We start from the raw sequence: 15,074 nt of genomic DNA, 5'->3' as shown, positions 1-15,074 counted from the left end.
TTCGACCGCAAGACTAACGGATATGAATTAAATATGAATTTCTATGAGTGAGAGCGAACGCCGAAAAGTCGGTGAGCGGGGACAAGTGACGCTTCCGAAACGGATTCGGGAGCAGTTCGGTATCCATGGAGGTGACGAGGTAGTCGTCAGTAACGAAGACGGTAAAATAGTCATAGAGAAGCCAGTAACTCGTGATGAACTCGCAGAGGGCTACCGTCGCCGTGCGGACCGCGACCAGCCAATCGCGGAGTCGTTCGACGGAGTCTCGCGCGAAGCGAACGAAGAACTAGGCGATGCTCCGGACTGGTAGGCGATGGAGGTTCGTCGTGGCGATGTCGTAATTGTCGAACCCGACCCAACTCGTGGGTCCGAACAGCGCGGAACTCGTCCGTGTCTAGTGGTACAGAACGACATCGGAAACGAAAACGCACCGACAACAGTCGTCGTCCCATTTACCACCTCGTTCGGCGACCAACTGTATCCGTTCGAAGCACTGATAGAAGCCGAGGAGTGTCCACTCCGAGAGGACTCGGTCGCACTTTGTAGTCAAGTACGGACTATTTCCGTCGAACACCGTGTTCGAGAGAATCTCGGGTCAGTTCCGGACGACCGGATGACCTCGGTTGATACGGCTCTCGAATACAGTCTCGGTCTGCGAGACGTTTAACGGCGATTAGTTTGGACGCGAACCTTCTTGTACGAAGCCGAATAACTCCGTGCTATGCCCTCCGAGACCTCCGACGAGGAGTTAGACCGGGTCGTCCGGCGCGCGGTTCGCGCCGAACTCGAACTGCTCGCCGGTCGCATCTTCTGGACGCTCGTCGCCACCGTGGGAATCTTCGCCGGGTTCGGACTCGTGACCATGAGTTTCAACGCCGCGGGGTGGAACCTCGCCACCGGTGCGTTCCTCGCGCTCGGTGTCGCGCTAATCGGCCTCGGGATTCGGACGCTCCTGCTGAAGTGGGACCTGCCGCCGTACTCTCCCGAAGGCGGTCGGGTGTAGCTTCCCATCTCGGGTGACATGGGCTACATTTGACCTTCCACCCGGCGCGCGGGAGCGAGACCTTCCACCCGGCGCGCGGGAGCGACTGAACGAAGTGAAGGAGTGACTCGCGTGAGGGACGAGGACCGCAGGGAGTGAAGCGACCGAGGACCGCAGGAGGGTGGGGAGGCGTGAGGCACGCGGTCGCGGTACTGTGCGAGGCGGTCGCGGTGACTCCACAGAGTCGGAGAGAGCTAGCTTCGCCTCTCCCGCCAAATCACCGGTAGCAGTCCCCGAACCCTCCGAAGAAGTCCACTCCGTAACTGAGCCTCGACTATCTCAAAAATCCCCGAGACCTGCCTGTTGCTGTTCGGCCAACACGTCCTCGCAGGTGGACCAACTCCGGCGCGCGCAGTCCGGAAGCCGCCCCTGCTCGGCCACGAAGGTCTCCAGAAACTCGCGGGTGACCGAATCGTGCGGGTAGCCCGACCCCACGTCGCCGAACTCGCCGCGATACTCCTCGGCCAGCGCCGAGACGTGGGCGTCGCGCTCGACTTTGGCGACGACGCTGGCCGCGCCGACGACCGCGTGGTCCTCGTCGGCACCGTGTTCCGCGGTCAAATCCACCGCCGCGGGCACGCGGTCGGCGACCCGGCGAGCGAACCGCTGTTCGCTGGTGTCGCCAGCGTCTACGATTCCCTCCTGTTGACTCTCCTCGTCCGCTCCGACCACTTCTGCGATGGCCTCGGCGTGGGCCGCCACGGTGAGGGTGTTCATGTCGGTCTCGGGGTCGTCGATTCGCTCGACCGGAATCTCGGCGACGCCGACTGTGATGCGGTCGTCCGCGCGGAGTTCGGCCGCCATCTCCTCGCGGCGCTCGACCGAGAGCTTCTTCGAGTCGTCCACGTCCGCGGGGAGGAGACCCGCGTCGGGCACTCGGACCGCGGCCGCGAACATCGACCCCAACACCGGACCCTTGCCAGCCTCGTCTACTCCGAACACGCTCTCGAAGTCCGCGCGCGACTAATTGGCTTTTACGGACCGGCGCGGACTGGCACGGACCGGCGCGGCGGCGGGTCGAGCGTCGCCGTCGCTCCGGAGTGCGCGAAAGAGAGAAAATCGGCGTCGGCGCTACTAGTTGCTCTCGATGTCGCCGGCGTCGAACTCGCCGTCGAGGAACTGCTCGCCGAGGTCCGTGATGGCGTAGGTGCCGCCGCCGAGGTTCTCCAGCAGGCCGTAGTCGTCGAGTTCGCGGCAGCGCATGCCGATGTGGTTGGCCGAGTAGTCGAGGTCGTCGCCGATTTCGGCGAGTCGGTTGCGAATCGCCGTCGGCGGGTGGTTGCCGTGTTCGCGGATGAATTCGAGGACTCGCTCGTCGGTCTGGGTCAGCCAGCTAGCGTGTTTGCGCATGGTCACGCTGATTTTCATTATCGAGGTATATATAGTTGTGTGTTTTAGCAATGCAAAGATTTGTCTAATAGGACATGAGATAGGTTTCGTGAATGGAGAGATTGTTTCTGTGCTATGAGTCAAACATCTCTTCTCCCAAACTTTTACTAAATACCTTGAGACCGAGAACTATCCCAAGAAGAAGTATAATAATCGTGATTGATCCACCGATATAAATATTGTATTTTGAGGAAATATATATGAATGCAAATATTGTGACCACAAGATAAAATGCCGAAGATAATATCTTAATAAGATAGTCAAAACCGAAGAATAGAGCAAGGAAAACAAGAAGAGCAATAAAAAGAGGGTCTGATTCTTGTGCTACAGGCTGGCCACCAATTTTTGAAAGCAACAGGACGGTAAAGCCGCCGAATAAAAATAGGCCACCAAAGAAACGGTCCATAAGACTGCGAATTTCTTCAGCATGAGTATTTACCTCTGATACCTCTCCTATCGTGATTTTACCGCTACGAACTGCCTCTAAAGCAAGTACAAGACTTCCATACCCTTGGATTACTTGTAAAGCGGTATTTTTCATCCCTGAAATACCGCGGGAATACCAAAGAGCTAGAAAAACAGCTGAGATCAACATTGTGTGAGTCTTAATATTCCTAATAACTACTCGGATGCGATCTGCACGACGAAGATCGATATTGAGCGCGATTTCCACCGTCATAATTAGGGGAACTGACAAGAGAGTTCGAAGACCAGCCCCACTCTCTTTTAATAGCTTGGTTTTTGATTTGGTTGATGTATTCTCCTGCCGTGTTAGGGCTATAAATACATATGAAAATAAGAATATTAAAAAGGTAAAAAGTGATAGAATACTACTAATTACCACCGAAGCAGACGGTTTCATGGGTTTATTGATCGTCGGATTCTAGCGTCGTCGCGTCTAGCTCTTCATTCAAATACGCCTCACCAAGGTCGGAAAGTTGATAGTACCCTCCCTCTCGCTTTTGGAGTAGTCCATAGTTCGTCAACTCTCGGCATCGCTCGCCCGCGTAATTTCGATGCATATCCGTATTCCGAGCGATGACCGCAGGTGGAACCTCACCAGCGTCTCGGACATATTCGAGAATTGCGTCGTCTGCTGGTTTCATCCACTCTGCACGCTGGCGCATAGCGAATACGCGGCGAAACAGTCGGTTAACCGCTCCGATGGAACACAAATTCTGTGCAGATAGGATTCTAAAAATGTGCATATGGGAAGATTAACGTAGCTGTCAAGGGGGATATGTCTTACAGGATGACCAAGTCCGACGAGTTCGAGCGCATCGCCCGCGAAGCGACATTTCAGGTATTGAAACGCCTCGCCGAGGACGCAACCATCACGGCCGACGAAGTCGCCAGTACAGTCTACTGGAACGGCGACCTCTCGACCGAACAGGTCGAACGAATGCGACAGGTCGTTTTCGAACTCCAGTACGTCACCGAGGAGTACCTAGCACGGTTCTGCGCGGACGCCGAGCCGTGGGCCGACAATAGCGAGCGAGCGCCATCGTGGCGTGATTCCGAGGAGATGCCGCCGTGGCACTCAGACGATGCGGACCGGACAGAGTGAGTCCCGGCATCAGGACATCAGTCGAGAATGTCGCGGACCACATTGCCGGCCTACTCGACGGGTTCGCGCCAGTGAACGGTGACGTTGTTCACGGCGAAGCTGTCGTCGGCGGATTCGTCGCGCCGGATTCGCAGGGTGTTGGTGCCCTCGTCGAGTTCGGCGTCGGTAATCGCGTCCTCCCAGTACTGCCACCCGTTGGCGGGCGGTACGTCGAACCCGCCGAGCGACTCGCCGTTGATTTGGAGTTCGTGGCCGTACTCGCTGACCCGGAAGGCCTGAATCCCGACGTAGGCGTCCACCGGTTTCTCGGTCGGAATCGTGAACTCGAACGCGGGCGTGGCGTCGCCGACGTACTCCGCCCACGGTACGTCCAGCGCGTCTCTTTCCGGTCCGAGGTGGCAACTCACGTTCACCAGCGCGTAGTTAGCTCGGTAGGCCATACCCCCTCTCACGACGTGAGTCCCCAAATTCGTAGGGGCCTCCTCGGAGTCGGCTCCGGCCGGACTCTCGACGCGGGGCCGCGCCGGTGGGTCCGCGCCGCCTTCTGGCGCGTTCCCACACACATAGAAACTATTTTAGTTTCGATTCGAAATACTCCGAACAACGTGGCACGCTTCCCGAATCCGGTTCGGTTGCTCATCCTCGCGGTCGGTCGGGCCTTGGCCCGCGCCGGACTCATCGACGGCGAGCGGGCGCGTCGGACCGCGGACCTCTCGTGGCCCCGCATCGTCACCGGCCTCGCGCGGATGTCGAAAAACGCGGTGGACGTGGCGATGGTCGGCCTCGCGGTCGGTCCCGTCGCAATCGCGGGCATCGGCTTCGCCAGCCCCTACTGGGGCGTCGCCTTCTCGCTCGGCGGCGGCATCGCGGGCGGGACCATCGCCTTAGTCTCACAGCGCTACGGCGCGGAGGCCTACGACGAACTCGGCGTGGCGATTCGGGCCAGCGCGGCGGTGGTCGTCGCCATCACCCTCCCCGTCACGGCCGCCTTCTGGCTGTTTCCGACCGAACTCGTCTCCCTGCTCAGCGACGACGCGCGGGCCGTCGAACTCGGCGCGGAGTACCTCCGACTCCTCGCGCTCGGGGTCCCGTTCGCGGGCCTCAACCTCGTCGGGAGTCGCATCTACATCGGCGCGGACGACTCGTGGACCCCGATGCTCGTGCGGGGCGGCGGTGCGCTCTCGAACATCGCGTTCAACGCCGCGTTCATCTTCGGCCTCGGGATGGGCGTCACCGGGGCGGCGCTGGGGACGGTCCTCGCCAACGTCCTCGTGACCGCCGCCTTCGTCGCGGGCCTCGTGTGGGGTCGCCTCCCCGGCGTGGGCGACCTCCCCCTCTCGGTGGACCCCTTCGGCTCGTACCTCCACCGCGAGACCGTCGAGGACGTGGTGCGAATCGGCGCGCCCGTCGTCGGCCGGAACGGCATCTGGACCGTCGCCAAGTTCCCGATGCTGGCCATCGTCGGCCTGTTCGGCCCGACGGTCGTGGCCGCCTACGTCATCACGCGGCGCATCCTCGGCCTGATGAACACTCCCGGCTGGGGGTTCAGTCTGGCGTCGAGCAGTCTCGTCGGACAGGAACTCGGCGAGGGCGACGAGCGCGCCGCCGAGGCCTTCGGCCGGGAAATCGTGCTGTTCTCGGTGGCGACATACCTCGTCGCGGCCGCGCTGGTCGCGGCGTTCGCCAAGCCCATCGTCCTCCTGTTCGTCGGCGACGCGGGGTCCGAAACGGTCCCGGTCGCGGTGGGACTGGTCTACGCGGCCTGCGTCGCGGTCGTCCCGCAGGCCGTGAAGGGCGCGGCGTCCGGCCCGCTGACCGCCAGCGGCGACACCCGGTGGCCCTTCTACAGCCAAGCGCTCGGCATGTTCGGAGTCGCCATCCCGCTGGCGTACCTCGGCGCGGTCACGCCGCTGGGCATCGTCGGGATTTACCTCTCGCTGCTCGCCGAGTCGTCGGTCCCGGCCGTCATCAACTACTACCGGTTCTCGACCGGCAAGTGGAAGGACATCAGCCGAGAGTTCCGGCCCGAGGAGGGAACGCCCGCGGACGACTGATTCTGTCACTCCTTCCCTGTCTCGCTACTCCTGCCACGGGTCGGTGCTCTCGCGCTCGTGGAACTCGCGCTCGCCCCGACTCACGACGCCGTAAATCACGAGCGCCGTGACCGCGAGGTAGGACAGGCCGACTCCGGCGACCACGGCGGGGCCGGAAATCCCGAAGATTCGGGCGGTCGCCCGCCACGTCTCGTTGGGCTGAAAGACCGTGATGCGGACCAGCCACGACGCCAGCAGGACCAGCAGGAGCGGGAAGTAAATCCGCCGGAGGCGTCGGGCCAGCGCGACGCTGGCCGGGGTCTTGACCGCGGGATTCCGGAGGTCGGCGGCGAGGCGCTGCCGCCAGTCGGGGTGCGGGAGGTCGGCCTCGGGGTCGAATATCTCGGCGAAGAGGTCCTGTTCCAGCAGGCGAACTCGCTCGCGCCACACGTCGTAGGCCCGGTAGCGCCGGGTCTCGACCGTCAGGAACACTACCATCGCGCCCATCCCGATGAGCAGGAGGTAGTGGGGGTTGTTCGGACTGGAGAACACCCACGTCAGCAGGGCGGCCATCAGCGTGACCGCCCAGTAGGCGGTCTGGTCGAGTCTGCTCCGCCACGTCGTGACCCGCGACATCTGGCCGCGGTAGAAGTGCCCGAGCATCCCCGTCATCGCGGAGGGGTCGCCAGCCACGCTCTCGCCGAGAACCCGGCCGAGCGCGTCGCCGGGGTCGTCGTCGGGCAACTCCTCGCGGGCGTCGGCGTCGTCGCCGCCACCGTCTCGCTGTCGGTCGTTCGAGTCCGCCATGTCCGGCGGTACGACGCTCCGGTATCTACTGCTTGTGGCGGCTCAGACGGTTAGGTTCGGACAGGCGTGACCGACCGCCGACTGCGCTCGGCCGACCAACCGCGGACTGCGCTCGGTGTTACAGCCGACCGGGGTCGCTCGGTGCTACAGCCGACTGGGTTCGCTCGGCTAATCAACCGAACCCTTGGCGGACTGAAAGGGCGACCGCGAACCGCGCGAGGGCTTTCGAAACCTCAGTTGCGGTTCAACCTAAGTATTTGTCAGTCGCAGAATCAGGTCATAGAAACCTTCAGACTTCTTCTTTCAGATACTCGGGGTCGTCGAAGGCCTCGTCTTCGCCCTCGACCGCAATCACGTCGAGCGCCGTGACCTCCGCGCCGACGCCCAGCAGGCCAGCGAGGCTCGGGGTGGTCCGCCCCTCGTCGCCCGAGACGAGTTCCTTGACGTAGAGGCCACCCTCGCCGTGGACTTCGAGCTCGGCGGTCCGGGCGTCTTCGAGGTGCCCCTCGATGTCGTAGACGGTCCGAGTTCGGGTGATGGACGCTCGGCGGTGGTCCACGCGCTGGGGCGTGTCCTGCTCGACGGTGGTGCCCCGAAGCTCCTCGATGGCTTCTTCGAGCGCCTGCTCGGTCACGTCGCCCTCGAGGGTCACGTCCATCCGGTAGGTCTTGCTCGCGTCCAGCTCCTTGACGCGCTCGACCATCTCGTGGGTCGCCAGCGCGAGGTCGGTGACCTCGACTTTCCCGTCGGCGAACTCGTTGATTTTGGCTTCGAGCGCGTCGGTATCGACGTTCCGCGTCCGGGGGCGCTTGACCTCGATGACGAAGGGGCGGCCCGTGCCGACCATTTTGGCGTCCACGTCCTCGCGGCCCGCGCCGTGGAACAGCGCCTCCTCGCCGTCCATCGCGTCGAGAACCGGCGGCGTGGTGAGTTGCTCGACGCTCTCGTCGTAGAGGTAACCCGACCCGCCGCAGTGGTCGCAGGGCTCCTCGCCGCCGCGAGACTCCGTCTCGCGAGCCTCCGAGCCCTGCTCGGAGACGCCGCCAACGGCGAGTTGCTTGCCCGACCCGCCGCACTCCCGACAGGGCCACTCGGTCTGGGGAATGTCGCGCTCCAACTTCTTGTACCGGCCGTAGACGAACGCCGAGTTGATCTGGACCTCGACGGCGTGGTCCGAGAGGTCCTCGCGCTCGGGATCGACGTTGAGGAGAGCCAGCACGTCGGGGCGCTCGAAATCGACCTCCGCGCCGGTCAACTGGCCGACGCGCTTGCCGACCTCGCGGTTGAACTCCGACTTGAACGACTCGCCCGCGTCCTCGGGGAGTTCGGCGGATTCGCGCAGGAGACTCTCGTTCTCCTCGACGAGCGGCGGGGTGCGCGTCCCGACCTGATAGGTGTCGAAGTTCCAGCCCTCCAAGGACTCGGCGACTTTCTCGGCGTACTCGTCGAAACGTTGGCTCTCGCCCTCGCAGACCCAGCAGTTCTCGGGGTCGGTCGGCTCGAAGGGTTCGTCGTCTTCGATGGCGGCCGCGACCCGGAGCGACCGGCCGCGCTCTTCGTTGGTCAGCCCGAAACTCCGGTCGGCGAAGCACCGGCCCAGACAGGAATCGCAGACGGGGCCGTTCTCGGCGACTCGGCGGGCGTCTTCGAGGGTAGTCATGTCCGAAAAGAGTGGGTCGGGCCGTAAACGGGTTTCTCATTCCTCCGGCGCAAGTTCGTCGAGTTTGCGGATAATCTTGGCATAGAGATTGGGCGAGCAATGCCAACCAGCGTCGAGCATCTCGTCGATAGTATCTCGCGCCTCTTCGGCAGGGAGGTCGCCGCGTTTTACCAGCGACAGCAGGAGGTAGGCCGTTCCGCGTGTTTCGATACCCTCTACGTCGGCGATTTCCCGGCCATGTCGTTCGTCCATCACGGCGGTGCCATCTGCATCGTCGGCAAGTAACAAGACCGCTACATCTGCTGGGCTAAGGGAGGTATTTTCCACGAGATTCGCGAAACGTTCGTTTTTCTCGAAAGTCCGCTGTTCGAAGAGACCGTCCCGAAGACGGTTATTGATTCGCTTCGCGTCGGGGTACCCCCGTTTCATACCATCGCCAACGACCTCTTTACAGACTCGGCCAGGAATGACGAGGTCATCCTCCAAGTTCGTCAACACACCTAATCGGTCGGCTTTCCCGAGATAGATGAGAGGAGTCGCGTCGAAAACCAGTGTCATAGGTCGTCCAAATCCGACTCTAAGTGGTCATCAGAGACCAACGTCACGTTTCGGTCTTTAGCTAGCGCGGCGAACTCCCAAACATTCATTTCCGCAATTGCAGCAGCCCCCGAGAGAGTTGTTTCACCGGCCTCAAGCTTTTCCAGCGCTTTTTCTTTTCGCCAATCACCGAGTCCTTCCGTGAGGAGCTTCCGAACCGCAGTACTCTTATCGAGATTCTCCTCCTCAATGTACGACTGCAAATCGTCTTCGAGGTCGTCCGGAATGCGGGATGAAATAGTACCCATGATGTATGCAATGTATGCAATGAATACAAAACTTCCGGCTTCTAAGAAGTCGGACATCACCGCAACCCCTTTCGCTCCGCCGCGCGACTCCCCGGCCATGCGAACGGTCTTCCACGTTTCGACGCCCGAGGACGTGCGGGTCGTCGTCGCCAAGGTCAGCAACTTGCTCGCCGACGAGACGGTCGAGATGGACGCAGTCGCGGTGGTCCTCGACAACGGCGAGGCCATCACGCGACTCCACGCCGACTCGGACCTCGCCGACGACCTCCGGGGCTTGCTCGGCGAGGGCGTCGAACTCAAGGCGTGTAGCAACGCGGCCCGGCACCCCGACGTGTCGGAGGAGAACCTGTTGGAGGGCGTCGAGGTGGTCTCCTCGGGCGTCGGCGAACTGACCCGGCTTCAGGACGCGGGGTACGCCTATATCCGACTTTAAGAAATAATTATAAGTGTCTTAGACAATCAGAATCATTCAAAAAGCATAGAAATATTGCTTAGTCCCGTTCACCGCGGAGCGTCTCGAAAATCGCGGCGGCGCGTTTCTCGCCCACGCCCTCGATTTCTTGCAACTCCTCGGGCGTCGCCGCCAGCAGGGCCTCGACCGAGGAGAACTCCTCGTAAATCGCGCCCGCGGTCTGCGGGCCGACGCCCTCGATACAGCCGAACAGCTTCTTCGTCGTCGGGGTGGCGTAGCCGGTAATCGTCCCGCCGGGGAGCGGCCTCGCGGACGGCTCCTCGCCGTGCTTGCGGAGCAGGCGAATCGCCACGTCCACCAGTCGCTCGCGGTCCGAGCAGGGCAGGACCGGCGTGTCGTGACGCGCGGCGAACGAGGCCATCGTGCCGTGGACCGCCGCCGAGTCGAGGCCGGGCCTGCGCGCGCCGACCTCCGAGAGGTCGCCCTCGAGCAGGACGTAAGCGTGGTCGTAGGCCGACCCCATCTTTGCGACTTGCTCGCGGAGGTCCGTGCCGGTCGTGCCGATGGCGGAGTTCACGTAGTCCGAGACGGTCTTGCGCTCGATGCCGACCGAACTGGTCGTCTCGCCGCCGGAATCACCGTCGCCGTCCAGCACCGCGAAGTCCGCCGCGGGGAGTCGGCGGACCTCGACCGCGGACACGTCGCCGTGGGCCTCGACCGCGCGTCGGATTCCCTCGGGTTCTCTGTCGTCTACTACGACCGAGAGTGGCATTAGCCGTGGGTAGGGGTTTGGCGCGTATCAGTATCTCGGCTCCTCAGTCGATTCAGAGACGAAAATGCAGCCGGAAGGGTATCGGTCTCGAAAGCCCTCGCGCTCGGGACCGCAGGAACGGAGAGAACGGCAGAGTCTTCGAAAGCCCTCGCGCGGTTCGCGGTCGATCCGAGGGCTATTCGGCGGGCGCAGAACTGCGCGCGCCGAATAGTGACCCATCGGAGACGACCACGGGCCGCGGCCACCGGCGGACAAACCGCGTCCGCCGAGCAGTCGTTCGCTTCGCTCACGACGACCGCGAACCCCGCTCGCCCTTTCATTCCACCAGGACAGCACATGCTTCACCGGTCGAAACCAGTCGGTGGATGCGGTACATGGTTCGACGCTCGACTGCGAACGCTTCCCAACCCATGCAAAAATTGAACAGTCCTCGCTCGGTACTCGTCTGCAATGGTCGAGAAGGACGCGGTTCGCCGCGGGTACGACGAGTTGGCCGAGACGTACGCCGAGCAGCGCCACGATGGGAGTCGCCAGACTGGCATCCTCGCCGAGTTCCTCGAATCCGTCGGGGAGTCGGTGCGGGTCCTCGACGTGGGGTGCGGACAGGGCACGCCGGTCCTCGACCGGTTGGCCGAGTCGGCGACTGCGATGGGCGTCGATTTCTCGCGCTCGCAACTGGAACTCGCCGCCGAGAACGTCCCGGGCGTCCCGGTCTTGCAGGGCGACATGACGCGACTCCCCGTCCGCGACGACGCGTTCGACGCGCTCACCGCCTTCCACTCGCTGATTCACGTCCCGCGCGGCGAGCATCAGGCGGTCGTCGACGAGTTCGCCCGCGTCCTGCGACCCGGCGGGCGACTCCTCGTCTCCGAGGGTCCGAACGAGTGGAGCGGGTCGAACCCCGACTGGCTCGACGCCGGCGCGGAGATGCAGTGGCACATCGCTGGCGCGGAGGCGACCCGCGACCACCTCCGGAGCGCCGGGTTCGAGATCACCGACGAGTGGGGAGCCAGCAACCAGTTCGCGGAGGAGGACGAGCAGTGGGTGTTCTTCGCGGCGCGCCTCGACTCGTCGGCCGATTAGCTCAGCAGATACCCCCACAGCGCGGCGGCCAACAGCGCCGCCACGAACAGGCCGAGCGAGAGCATGCTGTCGCTGATGCCGCTCGACTCGTCCGCCTGCGACGGCGGCGTCCCGGACTTGACGTTCTGGTCGGACATGGCTCGGTCGTTGCTCTCGGAATCTTCATCCGAGGCTGAATTCTCGTCCGCCGTCGTCGCGTTCTTGGCAGCTTCCGAGTCGTCTTCGCCTGCCGAACCGACGCCGACCGCGAACACCGAGAACCCCGGCGAGGTCGCCTCGAAGCGGTAGAAATCGCCGACTTGCTTCAGCACCCTCGTCTCCAGCGTCTGCCACTCGCCGTCGTGAAAGCGGTAGAGTCCCACCGTGTCGGGCGAGACACCCAACTCGTCGAGCGCCGACGCGGCGACTCGGAACCGGAACCGGGCCGACCGAATCGCGGTGTCGGTGATGTTCCGCTCGCCGACTCGGAGGTACGACACCACCGCGTCCGCGTTCGGACTCGGCGTCCCGGTCGGCGGCGTCGAGAGCGCACCGACCGAAAGCGAGAACTTCGACGCGCCGTCCGTGACGACCGACAGCGTCTCGAACGCCGAGCGATTCCGGCCGAACTCCTCGGGGAACTCGACCGCCGCTCGGTCGCCGCCGGAGGCGTTCTCGACCGCCGCGACGACGCGGTCCGAGCTGTCGCCGACTCGCTCGACGGTCACCGCAGGGGAGGGTGCTTTCTCGGCCCGTTCGGATTCGTCTGCACCGGCATTGTCGTCTGCCGAATCGCCTGCCGAATCGCTACCCCCGGTGCCGCCTGCCGAACCGCCTGCCGAATCGCTACCCCCGGTGCCGCCTGCCGAGCCACCGCCGGTCGCTCCTCCGGCCGCGCCGCCTGTCGCACCGCCGGTGCCTCCTGCTCCACCGCCGCCGGTAGCGCCGGTCGAGTCGCCGCCGGTTGCACCATCTGCCGAATTGCCGCTGGTTCCACCGGTTGCGCCACTACCGCCACTACTTCCGCCACCGCTGCCAGCGGGCGCTCCGGACCCGCCGCCTGCGCCGCCACCGCTCGTATCGGTCTCGTTCTCCGTCGCGTTTCCGCCTGTTTCGGTCGCGTTCTCGCCCCCGTCGGTCGCGTTCCCGTCTGCTCCGGAGTCACCGGTTCCAGAGCCGCCTGTTTCCGACTCGTTTGCGAGCGCGACGGTCACGTTCCGGACGACCTCGCGGCCCGCGGCGTCCACGAGCGTCACGTCGTACTCGCCCGGCGCGTCGAACCGGTGGGTCGCGTTCCTCTCGGTCACGTTCGCCGACTCGGGAGTCGCCTCGACGGTTCCGTCGCCGTCGAAGTCCCAGCCGTACTCGCCCGACCGGTTGACCTCGAACGCGACCGACTCGTTGACGGTCGGTTCCTCGGGCGCGTGCGAGACGTTCGGCAGGGAACTCGGTACGACCGCGATTGCGACTGCGTCCTCGTCGGTCGCGCCGTGGTCGTCGGTGACGGTCAGGTTGAATCGGAGGGTGGTCGTCCGGTTCACCTCCGGCGCGGTGAACGCCGGGTTCTCTGCTGAGTCGTTCGAGAGTTCGACCGGCGGTCCCTCGGTCTGGTTCCACGCGACCGAGAAGGAGTCGTCCGGGTCGGTCGAGTAGCGTCCGTCGAGCGCGAACAGCGACCCGGCGACGACCGACTCACCGGCCCGCGCGTCGGCCTCCGGCGGCTTGTTCGGCACCTCGACGCTCCGGGTCAGTTCGTCGGTCTGGCCCTCCTCGTCGGTGACGGTCAGCGTCACGTTGTAGGTTCCGCTGTCGGGGAACTCCTGATTGACCACTCTGCCGTCGAGGACGAACGAGGAGGACGGGTACTCGATTTCCCACGCGTACTCGGTGACGGTTCCGACCGCGGCCGTCACCGAGGCGTTGAACTCGACCGCCTCCCCGATGCTCGGCCGGGCGTCGGAGATGGTGAAGTTCGCGGTCGGCGGCGGGATTTCGACGACGATTCGCCGCTCGGCCCTCGCCAGATTTCCGGCCGCGTCGGTGACTTCTACCGTGGCGTTGTACCTGCCGCTGTCGGCGTAGGCGTGCGAGACCGTCGCCGGGGAGGCCGTCGCCGGGGACTCCGCGGAGGTGTTTCGCTCGAACGACCCGTCGCCGTCGAAGTCCCAGCGGTACTCCGCGATGCCCGTCTCGCTGTCGAACGAGTCGGTCGCGTCGAACGTGACCGACTCGTTCACCGTGACGGTGGTCGCGTTCCCTTCGCGGTTCGTCGCGTTCTCCCCGGCCTCAGTCACCGCGAGGTCGGCGACCGGGTCTCGCCGGTCCACGATGCGAATCGGGACTGTCGTGCGGTTCACGTTGCCCGCGCCGTCGGTCGCCGACAGGTTCACCGAGTAGTTGCCCCGCTCGGAGAAGCGATAGCCGACCGCCGCGCGCGAGACGGTGTCGGCCGGGAAGGTCCACGTCGTCTCCGCGATACCCGACGGGTCAGTCGAGTTCGTCGCGTCGAAGGTGACCAGTTCCGAGACGTTCGCGGTCCGGGCGCTCACGTCGTACCGGAGCGTCGGCGGGGTCTCCTCGGTCAGGTCGAGGACCACCCGCCGGTCGCCCGCGTCGGCCGGGACGGTGACCTCGCGGTCGGCCAACGAGGCGTTCGGCGCTTCGACCGACACGGTGACGGTTCCGGCGAGTTCGACGCCGACGTGACCGCCGACCCTGACCCGCCCCTGCGCGTCGGTCTCCCCCGAGAGCGTCGCGTTCGCGCCGCCTCGGGCGTGGGTCAGTCGCACCGTCGCGTTCGGGACTGCGGTCCCGTTCTCGGCGACCACCGTGAGGTTCAGCACCGACGCGGCCGGGAGCGAGACGGTCCGATTCCGGTCGGTCGAATTCACTCGCCCGATGGCGTAGATTGCCGGGAGACCGTCGCCGGTCGTCCCGTTTCGCTGGCGGTAGGTCAGGTCGTAGCTCCGGTTGTCGTCGCTGTAAACGTGAAAGCGCCCGCGCTCGTCGGTCCGGTTTCGGTCGGCAGACCCGAGGAGGACGCTGTCGTTCGTCGCGGGAGCGCCGTCGCTGGCCTCGACTTGGCCGCGTATCGTGACCGAGTCGTCGTTGGCGACGGCGGTCGTATCGCCTTCGGCGACGGTCGTGGTCGAGCCATCGCTGGTGACGGTCGTGGAATCGTCGTTGGCGACGGTGGTCGAGGCGTCGTTAGCGACCGTCGCTTCGTCCGCGTTGCCTGCGGCCCCGACGACCGGCGCGTGGTCGCCGAGGCCGACGGCCGCGGCCATCGGTGCTGGCGCGAGGACGCTCGCCACGAGGAGAAACGTCGCCAAGAGGGCGACCGTGCGACGAGCGCCGCCGCTATCGGAGACGCGAAGAGAGGGGTGCTTGCGTGCCATAGGTGCGTGCCATGCCGACCGAAAGGTCGTTGTCGGTTGGTTCATCTAGGCCCTTATTAAAATACTGGAAATCAAATTGAAAAGTTA

Annotated in this window: 17 protein-coding genes; 7 read left to right on the top strand and 10 right to left on the bottom strand. The window is 64.1% G+C overall.

The features are described 5' to 3' along the window. The first annotated feature begins 43 nt into the window (after window positions 1-43). The 3 genes from EPL01_RS07245 to EPL01_RS07235 are packed head-to-tail and all read left to right on the top strand — an operon-like array spanning window position 44 to window position 1,003. Window positions 44-310 carry an AbrB/MazE/SpoVT family DNA-binding domain-containing protein gene (locus EPL01_RS07245; protein ID WP_135824597.1) on the top strand — a complete coding sequence of 89 codons (267 nt, stop codon included), beginning with the start codon at window positions 44-46 and terminating at the stop codon, window positions 308-310. Window positions 311-313: 3 nt separating this feature from the next. After that, window positions 314-667, top strand: a complete 354-nt coding sequence (locus EPL01_RS07240; RefSeq protein ID WP_135824596.1) for a type II toxin-antitoxin system PemK/MazF family toxin — start codon at window positions 314-316, stop codon at window positions 665-667. A gap of 54 nt (window positions 668-721) precedes the next feature. Then, window positions 722-1,003, top strand: coding sequence for a hypothetical protein (locus EPL01_RS07235; RefSeq protein ID WP_135824595.1), 282 nt, complete (start codon window positions 722-724; stop codon window positions 1,001-1,003). A gap of 318 nt (window positions 1,004-1,321) precedes the next feature. On the opposite strand, the gene rnhB is transcribed toward EPL01_RS07235, so the two are convergent. From rnhB to EPL01_RS07220, 3 genes are all read right to left on the bottom strand, one after another. Then, a complete protein-coding gene (gene rnhB, locus EPL01_RS07230) occupies window positions 1,322-1,984 on the bottom strand; it encodes a ribonuclease HII (RefSeq protein WP_135824594.1) in 663 nt (220 codons plus the stop codon). A gap of 132 nt (window positions 1,985-2,116) precedes the next feature. Then, complete coding sequence (locus tag EPL01_RS07225) at window positions 2,117-2,392, bottom strand: phage repressor protein (protein ID WP_135824593.1); 276 nt, start codon at window positions 2,390-2,392, stop codon at window positions 2,117-2,119. Window positions 2,393-2,504: 112 nt separating this feature from the next. Next, on the bottom strand, window positions 2,505-3,275 hold the full coding sequence (locus tag EPL01_RS07220) for a hypothetical protein (protein WP_168215835.1): 771 nt from the start codon (window positions 3,273-3,275) through the stop codon (window positions 2,505-2,507). 408 nt (window positions 3,276-3,683) lie between these two features. Between EPL01_RS07220 and EPL01_RS07210 the strand changes: the two genes are divergently transcribed. Further along, window positions 3,684-3,998, top strand: a complete 315-nt coding sequence (locus EPL01_RS07210) for a hypothetical protein (protein ID WP_135824590.1) — start codon at window positions 3,684-3,686, stop codon at window positions 3,996-3,998. Window positions 3,999-4,048: 50 nt separating this feature from the next. Here the strand turns inward: EPL01_RS07210 and EPL01_RS07205 are convergent, their stop codons facing one another. Next, window positions 4,049-4,438, bottom strand: a complete 390-nt coding sequence (locus tag EPL01_RS07205; protein WP_135824589.1) for a DUF7383 domain-containing protein — start codon at window positions 4,436-4,438, stop codon at window positions 4,049-4,051. 165 nt (window positions 4,439-4,603) lie between these two features. Between EPL01_RS07205 and EPL01_RS07200 the strand changes: the two genes are divergently transcribed. Further along, window positions 4,604-6,052 carry an MATE family efflux transporter gene (locus tag EPL01_RS07200; RefSeq protein ID WP_135824588.1) on the top strand — a complete coding sequence of 483 codons (1,449 nt, stop codon included), beginning with the start codon at window positions 4,604-4,606 and terminating at the stop codon, window positions 6,050-6,052. Window positions 6,053-6,076: 24 nt separating this feature from the next. On the opposite strand, the gene EPL01_RS07195 is transcribed toward EPL01_RS07200, so the two are convergent. The 4 genes from EPL01_RS07195 to EPL01_RS07180 form a co-directional block, all read right to left on the bottom strand. After that, window positions 6,077-6,838 (bottom strand): DUF2270 domain-containing protein, encoded by a 762-nt coding sequence (locus tag EPL01_RS07195; protein ID WP_246045643.1) that lies wholly within the window; start codon window positions 6,836-6,838, stop codon window positions 6,077-6,079. 289 nt (window positions 6,839-7,127) lie between these two features. After that, window positions 7,128-8,498: a tRNA pseudouridine(54/55) synthase Pus10 gene (locus EPL01_RS07190; RefSeq protein ID WP_135824587.1), complete on the bottom strand. Its 1,371-nt coding sequence runs from the start codon at window positions 8,496-8,498 to the stop codon at window positions 7,128-7,130. 36 nt (window positions 8,499-8,534) lie between these two features. After that, on the bottom strand, window positions 8,535-9,056 hold the full coding sequence (locus tag EPL01_RS07185; protein ID WP_135824586.1) for a PIN domain-containing protein: 522 nt from the start codon (window positions 9,054-9,056) through the stop codon (window positions 8,535-8,537). After that, the gene (locus EPL01_RS07180; protein ID WP_135824585.1) at window positions 9,053-9,343 is read right to left on the bottom strand and encodes a hypothetical protein; all 291 of its coding nucleotides are present in this window, start codon (window positions 9,341-9,343) and stop codon (window positions 9,053-9,055) included. Before EPL01_RS07180 ends, EPL01_RS07185 begins: the two co-directional genes overlap by 4 nt. A gap of 97 nt (window positions 9,344-9,440) precedes the next feature. On the opposite strand from EPL01_RS07180, the gene EPL01_RS07175 reads away from it, so the two are divergent. After that, window positions 9,441-9,776, top strand: a complete 336-nt coding sequence (locus EPL01_RS07175) for a DsrE family protein (RefSeq protein WP_168215834.1) — start codon at window positions 9,441-9,443, stop codon at window positions 9,774-9,776. Between the two features lie 58 nt (window positions 9,777-9,834). On the opposite strand, the gene EPL01_RS07170 is transcribed toward EPL01_RS07175, so the two are convergent. Beyond that, the gene (locus tag EPL01_RS07170; RefSeq protein WP_135824583.1) at window positions 9,835-10,527 is read right to left on the bottom strand and encodes an ERCC4 domain-containing protein; all 693 of its coding nucleotides are present in this window, start codon (window positions 10,525-10,527) and stop codon (window positions 9,835-9,837) included. Between the two features lie 450 nt (window positions 10,528-10,977). Between EPL01_RS07170 and EPL01_RS07165 the strand changes: the two genes are divergently transcribed. Beyond that, window positions 10,978-11,610 (top strand): class I SAM-dependent methyltransferase, encoded by a 633-nt coding sequence (locus tag EPL01_RS07165; RefSeq protein ID WP_135824582.1) that lies wholly within the window; start codon window positions 10,978-10,980, stop codon window positions 11,608-11,610. On the opposite strand, the gene EPL01_RS07160 is transcribed toward EPL01_RS07165, so the two are convergent. Next, entirely contained in the window at window positions 11,607-14,987 is a 3,381-nt protein-coding gene (locus EPL01_RS07160; RefSeq protein WP_135824581.1) for a PKD domain-containing protein, read from the bottom strand. The genes EPL01_RS07165 and EPL01_RS07160 overlap by 4 nt on opposite strands. Between the last annotated feature and the right edge of the window lie 87 nt (window positions 14,988-15,074).

The sequence above is a fragment of the Halorussus ruber genome, from assembly GCF_004765785.1.
Taxonomy (GTDB): Archaea; Halobacteriota; Halobacteria; order Halobacteriales; family Haladaptataceae; genus Halorussus; species Halorussus ruber.
This window is presented reverse-complemented; position numbering and strand designations above follow the sequence as displayed.

Bases quoted from the DNA above. Each gene is read 5' to 3' on its own strand.
- EPL01_RS07245 (WP_135824597.1), top strand. From the start codon at position 44: ATGAGTGAGAGCGAACGCCGAAAAGTCGGTGAGCGGGGACAAGTGACG.
- EPL01_RS07240 (WP_135824596.1), top strand. From the start codon at position 314: ATGGAGGTTCGTCGTGGCGATGTCGTAATTGTCGAACCCGACCCAACT.
- EPL01_RS07235 (WP_135824595.1), top strand. From the start codon at position 722: ATGCCCTCCGAGACCTCCGACGAGGAGTTAGACCGGGTCGTCCGGCGC.
- EPL01_RS07225 (WP_135824593.1), bottom strand. From the start codon at position 2,392: ATGCGCAAACACGCTAGCTGGCTGACCCAGACCGACGAGCGAGTCCTC.
- EPL01_RS07210 (WP_135824590.1), top strand. From the start codon at position 3,684: ATGACCAAGTCCGACGAGTTCGAGCGCATCGCCCGCGAAGCGACATTT.
- EPL01_RS07205 (WP_135824589.1), bottom strand. From the start codon at position 4,438: ATGGCCTACCGAGCTAACTACGCGCTGGTGAACGTGAGTTGCCACCTC.
- EPL01_RS07195 (WP_246045643.1), bottom strand. From the start codon at position 6,838: ATGGCGGACTCGAACGACCGACAGCGAGACGGTGGCGGCGACGACGCC.
- EPL01_RS07190 (WP_135824587.1), bottom strand. From the start codon at position 8,498: ATGACTACCCTCGAAGACGCCCGCCGAGTCGCCGAGAACGGCCCCGTC.
- EPL01_RS07185 (WP_135824586.1), bottom strand. From the start codon at position 9,056: ATGACACTGGTTTTCGACGCGACTCCTCTCATCTATCTCGGGAAAGCC.
- EPL01_RS07180 (WP_135824585.1), bottom strand. From the start codon at position 9,343: ATGGGTACTATTTCATCCCGCATTCCGGACGACCTCGAAGACGATTTG.
- EPL01_RS07175 (WP_168215834.1), top strand. From the start codon at position 9,441: ATGCGAACGGTCTTCCACGTTTCGACGCCCGAGGACGTGCGGGTCGTC.
- EPL01_RS07170 (WP_135824583.1), bottom strand. From the start codon at position 10,527: ATGCCACTCTCGGTCGTAGTAGACGACAGAGAACCCGAGGGAATCCGA.
- EPL01_RS07165 (WP_135824582.1), top strand. From the start codon at position 10,978: ATGGTCGAGAAGGACGCGGTTCGCCGCGGGTACGACGAGTTGGCCGAG.
- EPL01_RS07160 (WP_135824581.1), bottom strand. From the start codon at position 14,987: ATGGCACGCAAGCACCCCTCTCTTCGCGTCTCCGATAGCGGCGGCGCT.